Here is a 14,481-nt window from a genome sequence, read left to right as displayed (position 1 = left end):
AGCAGGATCAACAGCAGCAGGATCAACAGCAGCAGGATCAACAGCAGCAGGATCAACAGCAGCAGGATCAACAGCAGCAGGATCAACAGCAGCAGGATCAACAGCAGCAGGATCAACAGCAGCAGGATCAGCAGCAGCAGGATCAACAGCAGCAGAATCAACAGCAGCAGGATCAACAGCAGCAGGATCAACAACAGCAGGATCAACAACAGCAGGATCAACAGCAACAGGACCAACAAAACAGCAGCGAGAATTCCCAGGGGAATACTAAAGACGAGCAGGCCAAGCAGGATGAGGGTGAATCGACTGAACAGGACGAATCGGAATCCGACTCTTCCAAGGAGGGTTCGGAGGATCACGAATACCCACAGGCAGACCTTAAGTCGCCCCCGAAAACAGCCGGTACAGAATCAGACCGCGATTTGGAGGAATTGCAGAAAGAAGAGGATAAGCAGGAAATGCCACCCTCCGGGCAACTCTCTGCAACGAATCAGGAAAAGAAACCCTTGGATCAGGATCGTCAGGCTATGGCCGTTCCAACCAATGCAGATGATCTCATTAGTCGTGAAGAGGCGTTGAAGTTACTTCAGTCAGTACGTGATCGTGACATGTTGCGTCGTTTGCAACAGCAGCAACGTCAGCGTTCCCGTCGCGTGCAAGTGGACAAAGATTGGTAATTGTGTGAACCGGTGAAACGAATGATGAAACGAAACCTAATAACATCCCTGCTCGCATTTGTGTTGATTGGTTGTGTGGTACCGTTATCGGTTCACGCACAACGAGTTTCGGCGCGGCTTTCGACTCGCGAGGCCTACGTTGGTGTGCCCTTCGTCTTGCAGGTGCAGATCGCCAATGCTCGCGACTACGTAATACCCGAAGATCCAGAGATTGATGGATGTGACGTACGTTCGGCGGGTGTTCCGGCTCAATCGTCCCAGATCACAATTATTAATGGACGTCGCAGTGAGAGTCGAAGCGTGACGGCGCAGTTTGTAATTACACCACGCCGTGCTGGGCGTTTTGAGGTTCCGTCCTTGGTAATTAGGGTCGATGGGAAGACAGAAGAAACAAAACCGATAAGTTTTGTGGCCACGAAGAGCGAGACGGGAGATTTGCTGTTTGTTGAAATCGAGGGCAGCCAAGAGAAAGTTTATGTTGGTCAGCCTCTCGATCTAAAACTCAAGATTTGGCTGAAGCCATTTCGTGATCGTAAGAGCAAGATCGAATTAAACGAAGGGCAGATGTGGCAAATGCTATCGGAATCAACGGCCTGGGGGAAGTTTGCCGATCGGCTGCAGGAAATGGCTGAGAACCAAGAACGACCTCGGGGGGTTGAAGTCTTGCGTGATGATGGAAATGGCGATGAGCGTAGTTATTTTCTGTATGAAATTGACGCCACTGTCTATCCGACGCGACCAGGTAAGATTGACGGCAATGACGTTCAGATCGTGGTTAATTATCCGGTATCGCTGGGGCGATCTCGTGATCCATTCGGATCCATGTTCGCAGATGATTTTTTTGGCTCTTCGCCTTTTGGGAGCCGATTACGTGTTGCAGATGCGAGGCCGATTGTGGCGGAAGCTACCGTCAATGCAACCGAGGTGGTGGCGGTGCCTACAGCGGATCGACCGACCGACTATCGAGGGGCCGTGGGAAGGTATCGAATCGTTGCCGAAGCGGAACCGAGCGTGGTTGCGGCCGGAGACCCAATTACATTAAGAATCGGTGTGTTGGGCGATGGACCGATGGAATTGGTGCAAGCACCTCCGCTCTATGAAATGCCAATCTTTACAAACGATTTTAAAGTGATGGATCAGTCTCCGGGAGGGTTTGTGCAGGACAATACGAAGGTATTTGTGACCACTATCCGGCCCCGTAGGGCTGGCGTCTCGGAAGTTCCGCCCATTCCATTCAGTTTCTTTGACCCGGACAAGGAACAGTATGAGACGGTTTATACCGAAGCGATTCCGATCACCGTTAACGAGTCCGAGATGTTGGCCATGGATTCGATTATCAGTAACTCCAGTCCCAGCGGAGACGATCAGGCTTCGACGTCTTCGTTAGATGCGACTCCTGACTTTACCAACAACGATTCAGGGATGCTATTGAATTCGATGTCAGTACCGAGTCGCTCGACCTGGAAGTATTTCGCTATTCTGCCCGCCGTTGTTTGGCTGCTGATCGCAGCCGGTCGAATGGCTCTGGGCTACGGGGTGCGTCTGCCGCGAAGTCGATTCGCGAAAACCCTCGCGTTGAAACGGATCAATGCAGCGGACACGGATGCAGCGGTTGTGCAGTCGCTGGTGAACTTTGTAGCCGATAAATCGGGTGAAAAGGTGGGATCCGATCGACAAGCGGTGGGTGTGTTGAGAGTGCTCGGTTTATTCGCGGAAGCCAATCAGTTGGAGTCATTTTTGGATCGACTCAGTCGATTTCAATCAGCTCCAAGGGATTCTGCAGAAACAGTTTCTCACTCTTCTCGATACGAGGGTCTGGCAGCGACGTCGGGTTCAAAGCAACCGGCTTGTTCATTAGTTGATCTACTTGACTCAGCGATGACGCACGTATCGAAAAGGAACATTCGGCGATCGAAGAAATCGGCAAAGATGATCGCTCCCCGTTCAGTCGGGCGGACGACCGTAGCCAGTCTGATGTTGCTAGCCGTTTTGATGACTCCATCTTGGGTCGAGGGTGGCGAGAGTCAGCGGTCGCTACCCGAACTTAGCGAGTCTCAACGGAAGACGGTTTTGTCAGAAGCTAATGCTGCCTATCGTGCAGCCGAAGCTGTCGCTTCAACCGACCAGGCGGAGGCACTGGAGCTTTTCGACACTGCATCCCGGAAATATCAACTCCTCGTGGATCAAGGAATCCAGAACAGCGAACTATTCTTGAATTTGGCAAACTCCTACCTTCGCAGTGGAGAATGTGGTTATGCCATCTGCAATTACCATCGTGTCTTGAGACTTGATCCAGGCAATGGGCAGGCGATCGCTAATCTTCGCTTTGCGAATGAGCACGCGGGGAAGGAAGCGAATGACGATGAGAAAGCTGCGGCGTCGAAGTTGACCAGTGGTTCCAGGGCTTTTCAGAAGATGGCCCAAACTGCGGCGGCTAATCGTGGCTGGCTTCAAACGGTATTTGCCGTTTCGTCAGTGGTATTTTGGACTTTCATGGTGTTCTGGACACTTCGGTTTCAGTTTCCCGTTGCGCAGTGGGCAGCGGTTCCCTTTTTGCTGCTATTGATTTGTGGTATTGGATTGTATTGGTCCGACGGGATAGAGCAGCCGCTTGCAATTGTCGTTGCTGAAGAAGCCCATTTACGTACGGGTGACGGGTTGGAATTTCCCAAGGTTGCCAAAATACAAGCTGCCGAAGGAATGGAAGCAACGATTGTCGATCGAAGGAACGATTGGGTTCGTGTTGAACTTTCTGGTGGGCAGGCGGGTTGGCTTCCTGAATCTCAGGTTGAATCAGTGGTCCTGCCGCTTTGAATGGCGAGCCGGATTCGTTCTTTGTACGCGTGAGAAAATCCTGGGTGAGAAACTGGCCGAATCTCTCGCTACCAATAGCTTTGTGAAGTCGCAAGTCCGGCGTTTAACCACGATGCTTCAACTCCTGCACTTCGATTAGGACACCTTACGTAATTTACTGACACGTCCCGTTTCGACCCATTCGGCCACGAAGATATTTCCGTGCTCATCAAAACAAGCGTCATGAGGATGGACGAACTTCCCCGGTAGCCATTCCGCTCGTTTTGTCCGCATTTTGAAGCCGTCTAACGCTCTGGTTCGCCATTTGGGGTCTTCGCCAAGTTGCACGATAACCTGGTTGTTTTCATCGAGTAAAGTAATGCGGCAATGGAGATCGGGAACCATGAGAATTTTTCCCTGAATGTCGATGTCGGCGGGGAATAAGAATCCGCCCAGCGTCTTCAGGTGATTGCCCTCCATGTCGAACCATTGCAAACGTTTGTTTGCACGATCTGCCACCACTAATTTGGGCGTTCCATCGCGGTTGTCCAGCCATTGCCCATGGGGCGTTTTGAACCGTCCATTTTGATTGCCAGGACCGCCAAGGGTGCGAAGGTAGTTACCGTTTTTGTCATACTGGAAAATGTAGTTGCTGCCGTAACCGTCCCCGAGGAAATAGCCGCCATCGGGGGAAAAGCTGATGTTCGTTGGGCGATAAGCGGTGCCTTGGGTGTACATGCCGCTATCGGCGTGAATTGCTTTTCGCCCTTTCCGCCAGACGACTTCGCCGTTCAAAGTCATTTTTGCAAAATCCATTGCTTTGTCAGCGGCAGCCAGATAGACAAACTCTTCGCCGTCTTCCTTGCGAATGTCAATTCCATGTCCACTCGATTGGGCGGCGCCGCCCGCGTGATGGAAATGGCCCATCGAACGGATAAATTGGCCGTCCGCGTCGAACACGAATAACGAGCCTGGGGCACCGCGGTGCGTGATGTAGACGCGACCCTCTGAGTCCACCGCAGTGCCGTGTGAAGCACCTCCGTAATGTTGGCCTCTCGTTAGTGATTCCGCTCCCCAATCGTGTTCGCATTCATAGGTGTGCTCGCCGTGGCCAATAATCGGTTTCTTTGAACCAGACTTATCAGAAGCATGAAGGAAAAGCGGAGCGGTAGACGTGGCAGCTGCAGTGACTGAGCCAGCTTGAAGCAATTCGCGTCGCGAGATAATGCTGTTGCGGTGTTGGCCGGAAGGGGGGATGCGTTTCGGCATGAATCGGTTTCCCTTGTTTTGAAGATCGGGGCTGCTGCCCATCATCAAAAGATTCGGACGTTTTCGCAAGTGTTTTTTTTAAGCCAGAGATAGAAGGTCTTTCAGCAGGCAGGTCTTCGATGGAAAGGCGATGGAACAATCGCTTATTCCGTTCGCACCACCTCGATACCGCGCAGCAGGGGCTTACCCTTCGATGCGCGAAGGTGCAATTGCAGTACGTTCTCAAGCGGGACATCGTGAATAGTGCGGACCAGCCCACGCAGCATCCCACCGGACTCAGCGTAAATGTCGAGGTTGTCAATGATGTTTTTGCCTTGAACTGAAATGTCTTGCACGCGATCGCAGACAGAAATTGCGTCAGGTTCGGCGAAGCATAGTCGTATCTTGTAACGCCTGGATAAATTTCGTGCAGTCGAATTTTTGTTCGACCTTCCACGATCGATCCGGAGACCCAGGGCATTTCCTCACTGCTGGTCATTCACAGGCTGTGATGATAACGGTAGATCGGCGCTCGTGGCGATTACGTGATCTTCAATGTCGGCGAGGGACCGCCGACGGAAGGGTAATCAAGCCATCACGTGCCGGCTCGTGGGATGCGATCTCTCGATGCTCCAAAGTTGAGGCCAATGCGTTGCACTGAGCCGGGGTCGAGCTGGCTGCTTTCTCATGATGACCATTGTTCATCGCTTTCTGGCATCCCCACAAGTGACACAGCAGTGGGGAGTGGATAGCGACATGTACAGCCATCGTAAAAATTGGGGACATAAAGCAAACCTCCAGCTGGAATGACGCGATTGGTGCATCCACTGCGCGGTCCGCTCAAGAAGACGGTACCACTTTCCTGCGTTTTGTCATAAAAGGCAGGCGTTCCCCTGCGGAGGATGAAGAAGTCGCCTTAGTCGACGCCTCCATCGCAACCGTCGCTTTTGGGGAATGTTCAGAGTCCGATTGCGCCCGTGAGTGGATTTGTGCGCTCCCCGGCTAGGGGGTGTGTGGGCTTCCAGGCATGTTTTTGGCGGGGTGGTCGGTATTGACGTGATTCCATGGGGTCGGCTTGGGACTGATGTATGCTGGTATTTAGCCGAGGTTGTTCTTCTTTGCCCGGAACTCGACCTGTGTAAATGTTCGAAAACACAGGCGACGCAGAGGGGAGTCGATCGAGTTGTTTCCCTTGAGAAGAGGTTTCTTTCAGTCCTTGGGTTTTGAGACCATGATGCCAGCCCGAAATTGCGGCGAGGGTAAGCGTTTGAAGTGGGCGACTGCGTCACCCAACCACAGAACGCCCCAAGGGAAGCGGACCAATGGATCGCGGCTATCGGTCCAGCCGCCGAGATAGTCGGTGGAACCCGGAAGGGCTCCAGTACGTTTGATGATTGTCTGGTCATCATCAATCGTTTGTTCGAACGTTACCTGGCGATATTTGCGCGAAGACGTCGTTGGCGATCCTCTGTGAGCTTCGGTCGAATAACACGGTACCAGCAAAAGGACGCAGGGTTTGGAGTCGCTTTGACGAGATTTCTAGAGTTGCTGCCGATTCATTGGTGATCAGACTAGCAATGTAAGGTGGAAGTTCGAGTGTCTGTAAGTTGCGGTGCAGCACGGCCACACGCGGTATCAAGCCCCGCATCTTCAAGTTGTTGCCTGAGTTCCGAACACGAGTTTCGTTGTCAACGATTGTCACAATCCTGATAATTCGTCAGGTTGTGCAGTGCTTTGACCAGTGATTCCTCTTGTAAGCCGAGCACAAATGCCAAGTCAAACTTGGTGTCGGCAAGGCGATGGACGACGTTCGCACGTCGTTGGGACGTTGGATTGTGGGTAAGAGTCTTTGCCGGGAGGTGGCCAATGCTGCACGATTGGAGACGGTTTCTGATCGGGTGCCGAAAAACAGTAGACTTTTCTCTCTCGGGTCGTCGCGATCACATATTGGTCGACAACGATCAGCGAATGGATGGTTCCCGAAACGCCCGGCAAGGGATGATTGAAAGTTGTCGGATTGTCTTTGTTGGTGATCTTGCGACTCGTTGCCGAGTTACCTAGGCCCTTGTGCATGCGATCTTCGTGGAGTTGGCGATTCACCACATCATCAAAGGTTGATTTGCCGCGTCGAATTGCCTTTGCTTTTGTGGGATCCATACTCGCAAACCAAATGCCGGGAAATCGGTTTGGCGACGGTAGCTCGAACTCGATAAGTGCGCCGGTCTCCCGATCTAGCCGCGCAGGATAAGCCGCTGATTACGAGACAATTAGCGTGTTATCGTTAATCAGTAAATAGCCTTGGGGAGTGAGTCCTCCGATGGCTTTCCGAGGGTGGCGTTGTTGACCGAATAGATAGCGGAGTCGGTCGTTGCGCTAAATAAGTTTTCCCAACGCGATCTCCACGGCGTAGACAAAAATTCCTTCGAAGGGCCCGGTTCCTGTCGCGAAATAGACGTTGCCTTCGGCCACCAGTTGGCCGCCTCGGACCGGCCACATCGAGATCAGTCGGCGGTTGCCTAACACAAGACGTTGGCTGGGGACCGAACGTAGTTTCCAAATCAGTTCGTCGGTTTGCAGCTTGCCGCAATAAAGAACACCATTATCCGATCCTAAACAGACCGATTGGTCCGAGATCGCGGGAGTGAATTGCAAGGGGCCGTTGGCGCGACATTCCCAGAGTTGGCTGCCAGTTTTGATGTCGTAAGCGGTTAGTGAGTCAGTGCAAGAAGATGATAGTAATAGAAGACCTTCTGCAACAACCGGTTTCGTAGCCGGCGTCAAAATGTAAACGCGGATTCTTGAGCGCCGGTGTGATCGTAGGCAGGGTGCGAACCCATTGCAGCTGTAGGGGATTCGGCAGCTCGGATGAGGTTGCGTCCGTTCGACCGGCGTCCTTTCGCCACATGAGCCAATCCTCAGCAGGCGCCACTCCGATTAACGTGGCGATGAGCAATATCGAGATGATGTGTTTCATCTAACCTGAAGTTCTACCGTTTTACGATCTACGCGAAACGGAAATGTCAAAGAGATCGAGAATTGACGGGAGTGAAGTTTGCGGGTTCGAAGCAACTCGACCTGTCAGGCTTCGGGTGTGGCGTTGCCGTTTCATGGTGGAGGCCAATGCCGCGACCCTAGTCGACTCGTTCCGATTACAGCGAGGAAATTGATCTTAAATCGCCGATCTGGTGATTTGAGAGGCGAGTTCTGCGCAAACAAACCTGGGATTCAGCCTTCTTATTCGGGGGCATCTTCGAAATCGATCAACGGACAAAAAGTTGTTTCGACAATGGCAACCAAAGCCAGAGAGTATTAAAATCGAGGGCTGGCTCATGACGCACTGAGCAACGATGAGGCCAAACGACACCAACTTTCAAGCGAGGATGATTGTTTATGTGTTCTCTTTTCTTGCGATGTTTTCGGGGAATTACGTTTCTCACCATGTTGCCCCTTTTGGTCGTCTTGGCAAACCATGCGAAGGCTCAGGAAATTCAGGAAGAATTTGTCGGCAGTGGGCTCACCGCGAAAACGGGCGGATATCGGCCGCTTCAGGCGGAAATGAATCTTGAAGCCGATGTGGTGCAAGTTGCTCCGAAGGAGTTGGGGAATCCGAAATACGGAAAGATCGAGATTGATGGCAAAGAGTGGGTTTTTATTCTGGACGAACCCGAAGAAGGTGACTCGAAGCTCTTCATCGATACCAATGGTGATGGCGATCTGACGAATGACCCAGAAGTGGCATGGATGGGTGTAAAGCGAGGTGGTTTAACGGTTCACAGTGGTGCGGGAAAAGTTGAACTGGCGGATGGCCAAGTTGGCTCGATTGGATTGTATCGCTTCGATCCGGAAGATCCTCGAAGGGCGGCCTTGAAGAATTCGCTGATGTTCTACAAGGACTATGGCTATCAATACGCCATGAATATTGATGAAAAAGAGTTTCGTACCTTTTTAGCGGGAGCCCCAACTGAAAACACAAGGTTACCGATAGATCGAAACGGTGACGGTCGAATTAGTCGTAATTATGAAGTGGTTTCCATTGGCAAGCCCTTTAACTTTACCGGCACGACCTACGTGATCTCTATCGAGGGTGCCAAGCTGAAACTTGCGAAGGCCACAGAAGATCTACCACAGTTGCCATTACCTCCAGATTTGCGTGTTGGGAAACCGGCATTAAAGTTTTCGGCAACGACAATGGATGGCGAGAAGGTCAATTTTCCTGATGACTATGCTGGCAAAATTGTGATGTTGGATATGTGGGCAACCTGGTGTGCCCCGTGTATCGGTGAGATTCCTCACATGAAGGCTGCCTACGAAGCGCATCACGACGATGGTTTTCAAATCCTAGGCGTGAGTTTCGACAGCGAGGGGATGGAGGAATCGCTGAAGGAATTTCTCGTTGAGAAAGAGTTGCCTTGGAAGCAGATCTACGAAGGGAAAGGTTGGAGCACGACGATTGGCAATCAATACGATGTGAGTGGTATACCGTTTGTGTTATTGGTCGACGGTGACAGCGGCAAAATCCTTGCGACCGCCCAGAATTTGCGCGGTGCAGGTCTCAGTGATTTAATCGGGAAAGAGCTCGAAAAAAAGAAACAGTGAAGCCGAGAATTCTTGACGGGGCGACGGGAATCCTCTGATGAATGGCCTCGCTGTGAATGCCGCCGGTATCTCGAGCAAACTCGACCATCGCAGGAGCTTCACCCGCTAAGCTTTGCCCATTTGGCTGGTCGACTGAAAGGTGCGGAATAATGCAGCCAATTGCGAAGCAGCAACCAACCACTGGACTGGCCTTAAACGCACTCACCATTCCAGCCGGTAACGTAGCATCTTGGCTCCTCGACCAATATCCTCGGTGCAAGCTACGGAGCGAGCAGCCAATCGCGTCTGTAGAAGCTCCTGCCATGCAACGAATCAACCGGAAGAAAGACAGGATACAAGTGAACATCGATGACTGACACGGAGAAACAGTACGACTGGACGCGGACCGGAGGATTCCACGCCAGGCTGATTCCCGCGATCATCATCGGAGCCCTGATCTGCACGCCGGTCTTCTTCCTGCTGTGCCTGTCAAATCACATGAGACCAAAGACGGCCATGGTGGTGAGCCTGGTCCTAGGCGTACCCGGTGGCTCGTTTCTCGGATACTTTACCGGTCTCGGGCTTGGCAAGAAGAGGCTGGAATGGGTGAAGTGGGCGCAAGACCACGGCTGGGACTTCACAACCAGGACCAGCTCAAACACTCCAACATCTACTGGTCTCATGCCCACAAGAGCAATCTCCTAACGCGGAACCGGGATGGTTGCTGTTCCTGCATCCACACGGCCACCAGTGTCCCCATCTCGATTTGAAGCACGATTCGAAGTATTCAAACAAGGCGAAGTCAGGTATCAGCATCTACCTGCTGGTCGAGACCGAAAACGAATGTCCCGAGATGACGATCCATGCCCGAACACTGACGGACCAAATCAAGTTGCCCGGCAAACTGCAGACCGTTCGCTTCGAGTCGACGGACTTCAACCAGAAGTGGACCGTGAAGGCACGAGACCCCAAGGCTGCGTACGACCGCCTCAATCAGGAGACACTTGGGTTCATGATGTTAAAGGACGAGGAGCTCCTGATGGAGTTCACGAGCGGCCTGATGATCATCCAGCGCAGACTGTTGGACAGCCATTCCACGTTCTTCGCGGCCAATCCGCGCAGTTTCGATGAACGACTCTTCAGGTTTGCCGAGGCATTCACCGGGTTGGTTCCTGATGACCTGCTCAAGCCCGTATCGCTTTCGGACAAGGACAGCAGCCACTGACGAGGTGGCAACGTCGAGACCCCTCGATCCGCCGACCCCGACTGCCAGACAAGAGCCTGCGTGGAGCCAATGGCTCTACCGGTACACTCGTGCCATCGAAATGGACCGATCGCCCATGATGCTCGTGCACACCGATGCTCAAAAGCCGCCGACTCGCTGACCTACGGAGGTCATAAAGACCAACAAGAACAGCAAGAAGGCAATGCCGAGAAGAATCAATATTAGGATTCGGCCGTGACCCACCAGCGTTCGTGTCATGTGATTCGATCTCTGAAGTGCATGAAGCAGTTTCTCCAAATCTTAGTACTCAGGCATCAAATTGTTCTTGTCGCCATTGTCACGAGACCCTGAGGAGGTCTGATCGTCGTCCATATCGTCACCCGTGTTCTTAAGTTGTAAATCTGAATCGTCGAACTCGAAGCCAAGCAAAGTAAACCGGAAACATATTGGGTTTGTGCGGCCGTTGAATCCAGCGATATACCCCAAAAAATGAAAATACGACGAATCATCGATTTCAGGGTCCTGCTAGGCCTCGAAAGCTCGTGACACGAGGTCGTTTCTTGCGTGCGCCGTTGATCGACCCCAGTCAACTGGCGTCAAGATCACACCGCACTGTTCAATCCGTATTCAATACCGGTAGACTCGACAACATGACGACACTCATCGTGCTTGCATTGACCTTCCCTTCCACCGGCATGACCGGTGACTGTTGCGAAGAGCCGATCGTCATCCAAACCAACAGCACGCCGTACCAGACGACCGACCTGATCTCCAGCGGGTACGACCTCTATTCAGAGTGCGAACTGATGGGGATCATGCACAACGATGTCGGGTTCGAATACGTCGCGCCTTCCGACGGCCAGGTCACCGTGACCACCTGCGATCCCGACGCCGCTCCAACACACCGCTACAGGCACTCGCCCAACTCGATGATCTGGTGGTCGTCGAAGCATCGGGGGTGTTGGCGCGACGTGTCCTGCGGGAGGCATCCGAGGGCGTGACAGGGCGCGTTTGCCACGGGTTTTCGGCTTACACTGTCACGGCCGCCCACTGATTCGGAGTTGACAACCCTGGTCCAGTTTCACCAGCGTCAACGTCGGCGAATTGACGAACGGTCGCTTGATGCCAAGACAGTCTATGGTGCTACAGTCGGCGATGACGACAAACTGCAAACGCTCGCCACATTGACGACGGTCGTTCGACTCCTGCTCAAACTTGATTAGACGATCACAAAAGAGTAGGATCGACATACGTAAGGCGAGCGGCAGATGATATGCGACGCGTACGATGGGCTTCCAGGCCCTTCGATGGAGGGCTTTGGAATGCCATCCTACTTTTCGACTTGACGCCGCTCTGCTTACATCCCAATTTCAGAATTTTCTATAGAAAGCCAATGTATGAGTTGCCTGCGAAGTCTCTTCGTCGGCGCACTGTGGTTTTTCTTCACAACGGCGTCGCTGAATGCCGCCCAGGATGAGCGGCCAAACATCTTGTTCTTACTTACGGATAACCAGCCGTGGCACGCGTTGGGCTGCGCACCGAATGCGATTATCCACACGCCAAACATGGATCGGCTCGCAAAGGAAGGCGTGCGGTTCACAAATGCGTTTGTAACCACTCCCATCTGTGCCGCAAGTCGGGCATCCATCCTCACCGGACTTTTCGAACGCCGGCATGGCTTCACGTTCCTCAAGCCGCCACTAGGCGCTGAATTCACCGCAATTAGCTACCCGGCGTTGTTGCGTGCAAGCGGATATCGCACGGCGTTTATTGGTAAATTCGGAATCGAATCGCATGGTCGGCTGTTGGTTGAAAACGAGGCGGAAACGCTCATCGCTATGTTCGACCACTTTGATAACTTTGAGCATTGGGGAGTCAGCGGGCCGAATGGGTACTTCGTTGACCAGCCGAATGGCACGAGAAAACACCTAACCGATGTTACGGGTGAAAAGACGCTCCGCTTTTTACGTGACCATCATGATCGACATCCAGATCAGCCTTTCTGCCTGTCGATCAGTTTCAACGCGCCCCATGCACAGGACAACGACCCGCAGCAATACATCTGGCCGCCGGGCGTCGACCATCTTTACCGAGATGTCACTGTGCCAGTACCTGAATTGGCCGAACTCAAGCACTTTGAGGCGCTGCCTGACTTCTTGCAGACTTCAGAAGGTCGCGGTCGGTGGGCAAAGCGATTTGATACGCCCGAAAAGTTTCAGCGGATGTTGAAAGGCATGTACCGCATGGTTAGCGGCGTGGACGCTGTCATCGGCCGTTTGTCGGAGGAACTTCATCGCTTGGGCATTGCCGAAAACACGGTCGTCATCTTCATGAGCGACAACGGTATGTTTTTTGGCGAGCGAGGTTTGAGCGATTGTTGGCTGTTGTACGAGGACTCTATTCGCGTGCCAATGATCATCGCCGACCCGCGACAATCGAGCGAACGCCACGGGGTCACTGCCAGCCAATTCGTGTTGAATATTGATGTCTCGCCGACCATCCTAGAACTTGCTGGCCTGGATGTGCCTGCGATGATTCAGGGGCGTAGTTTGGTTCCATTGATTGAAGGAAAGTCACCTCCGTGGCGCACGGATTTCTTTTGCGAACACCTCTTAACGATGCCTCAGCTAAAGATTCCCAAGAGTGAAGGCGTACGGACCGAGCAGTGGAAATATATTCGCTACTTTGAACAACAGCCAGTGTACGAAGAGCTGTTCGACCTGGCGAACGACCCGCTGGAAACACAGAGCGTAGCAGACGTTCCGCAAAATGCAGACCAGCTTCGGCGTCTCCGAGAGCGGTGCAACGAGCTGCTCGCCGAGATCCGGATCGGACCGTAAGCGGGCGGCGCTGTAAGATTATCTCGAATCCTAACCCGCATTTTATGTAGAGGACAACATGAAACGAAAAGTCGATCGGCGCTGTTTTCTCACGACGGCAACGGTGGCTGGCGCGTCGTTGCTCCGATTTTCTCAAAGCGCGGACTGTGCCCCTAGACCGGAACGGAGAAATGCAATTCCCATCGTCGACACCCACCAACATATTTGGGACTTAAGTAAATTCAAACTAGCCTGGCAGGCGAACGAAGAATACCGGCCATTGGCCCGCAACTTCCTACTCAAAGACTACGCAAAAGCCACCGAGGGACTCGACGTCGTTAAGACGGTCTACATGGAGGTGGACGTCCCGGTTGAGCAGCAGAGTGCCGAGGCCGAGTACGTCATTGAACTTTGCAAGCAAACTGACAATCGTGTCGTCGCGGCAGTCATCTCTGGAAGGCCCAGCACGGATCTCTTCGAACCGTACGTCCAACGGTTTGCCAAAAGCCCATACATCAAGGGAGTTCGCGACATCTTATGGGGCAAAGATCCAGACTATTTTTTGGGCCGCCAATATCTCCAAGGGATTCGATTGCTGGGTGACTTAGGAATGCGTTTCGATATTGAGATTCAGTCGAGTGGTTTGCCGGCCGCGGCGAAACTGATCAAAGCTTGCCCCGCCACGCGGTTTATTATCGATCACTGCGGCAACCCAGACATGAAATCTGAAGATATTTCGACATGGCGGAGGGATGTTGGGGTGATCGCTAAACACGAAAACGTCGTCGTCAAGATCTCTGGCCTATTGTCTAACGTGAAGGATGAGAGTTGGAAACCGGAGGATCTCGCGCCAGTGATCAACCACCTCTGGGAAGTCTTTGGTACGGATCGAGTGATGTTTGGAAGCGACTGGCCGGTCTGCACACTCAAAGGCTCGTACCGCCGTTGGTTCGACGCGGTCCAGACCGTCGTCGGCGATCGCTCGGAAGCGGATCAGCGCCGTCTCTTCCACGACAACGCGTTGCGCGTCTATCAACTGACGTAGTCCGCAATGCTCCATGTAGGCCCAGAACTAGCGAAGCTGGAACCGTCCTCTCTTCTGCTGAGGGCAGTCTTTCACGGAGACTTATTTTGGACTATCACC

The 14,481-nt window shown here is 52.8% G+C and carries 12 protein-coding genes; 8 read left to right on the top strand and 4 right to left on the bottom strand.

Translation table 11 applies throughout. The features are described from left to right. Together P8N76_17150 and P8N76_17145 are read left to right on the top strand one after the other, a co-directional pair. The coding region (locus P8N76_17150; GenBank protein ID MDG2383401.1) for a hypothetical protein at positions 1-677 on the top strand (677 nt) is incomplete at its 5' end. Between the two features lie 21 nt (positions 678-698). Then, on the top strand, positions 699-3,491 hold the full coding sequence (locus P8N76_17145; protein ID MDG2383400.1) for a BatD family protein: 2,793 nt from the start codon (positions 699-701) through the stop codon (positions 3,489-3,491). 135 nt (positions 3,492-3,626) lie between these two features. On the opposite strand, the gene P8N76_17140 is transcribed toward P8N76_17145, so the two are convergent. The 4 genes from P8N76_17140 to P8N76_17125 form a co-directional block, all read right to left on the bottom strand. Then, complete coding sequence (locus P8N76_17140; GenBank protein ID MDG2383399.1) at positions 3,627-4,739, bottom strand: peptidase; 1,113 nt, start codon at positions 4,737-4,739, stop codon at positions 3,627-3,629. Positions 4,740-4,882: 143 nt separating this feature from the next. Continuing rightward, positions 4,883-5,122 carry a malectin domain-containing carbohydrate-binding protein gene (locus tag P8N76_17135; GenBank protein ID MDG2383398.1) on the bottom strand — a complete coding sequence of 80 codons (240 nt, stop codon included), beginning with the start codon at positions 5,120-5,122 and terminating at the stop codon, positions 4,883-4,885. 1,372 nt (positions 5,123-6,494) lie between these two features. Then, positions 6,495-6,875, bottom strand: coding sequence for a hypothetical protein (locus P8N76_17130; protein MDG2383397.1), 381 nt, complete (start codon positions 6,873-6,875; stop codon positions 6,495-6,497). Between the two features lie 216 nt (positions 6,876-7,091). Further along, positions 7,092-7,499: a PQQ-binding-like beta-propeller repeat protein gene (locus P8N76_17125; protein MDG2383396.1), complete on the bottom strand. Its 408-nt coding sequence runs from the start codon at positions 7,497-7,499 to the stop codon at positions 7,092-7,094. A gap of 609 nt (positions 7,500-8,108) precedes the next feature. Here P8N76_17125 and P8N76_17120 point away from each other — a divergent pair. From P8N76_17120 to P8N76_17095, 6 genes are all read left to right on the top strand, one after another. Next, positions 8,109-9,314 carry a TlpA disulfide reductase family protein gene (locus P8N76_17120; protein MDG2383395.1) on the top strand — a complete coding sequence of 402 codons (1,206 nt, stop codon included), beginning with the start codon at positions 8,109-8,111 and terminating at the stop codon, positions 9,312-9,314. 700 nt (positions 9,315-10,014) lie between these two features. Further along, a complete protein-coding gene (locus tag P8N76_17115; protein ID MDG2383394.1) occupies positions 10,015-10,518 on the top strand; it encodes a hypothetical protein in 504 nt (167 codons plus the stop codon). 650 nt (positions 10,519-11,168) lie between these two features. Then, positions 11,169-11,519, top strand: coding sequence for a hypothetical protein (locus P8N76_17110; protein ID MDG2383393.1), 351 nt, complete (start codon positions 11,169-11,171; stop codon positions 11,517-11,519). Positions 11,520-11,579: 60 nt separating this feature from the next. Next, a complete protein-coding gene (locus P8N76_17105) occupies positions 11,580-11,741 on the top strand; it encodes a hypothetical protein (protein MDG2383392.1) in 162 nt (53 codons plus the stop codon). 174 nt (positions 11,742-11,915) lie between these two features. Continuing rightward, on the top strand, positions 11,916-13,358 hold the full coding sequence (locus P8N76_17100) for a sulfatase (protein MDG2383391.1): 1,443 nt from the start codon (positions 11,916-11,918) through the stop codon (positions 13,356-13,358). A 58-nt stretch (positions 13,359-13,416) separates the two neighbouring features. Continuing rightward, the gene (locus tag P8N76_17095) at positions 13,417-14,382 is read left to right on the top strand and encodes an amidohydrolase family protein (GenBank protein MDG2383390.1); all 966 of its coding nucleotides are present in this window, start codon (positions 13,417-13,419) and stop codon (positions 14,380-14,382) included. The last annotated feature ends 99 nt before the right edge of the window (positions 14,383-14,481 follow it).

The organism is Pirellulaceae bacterium (assembly GCA_029243025.1).
GTDB lineage: Bacteria > Planctomycetota > Planctomycetia > Pirellulales > Pirellulaceae.
This window is presented reverse-complemented; position numbering and strand designations above follow the sequence as displayed.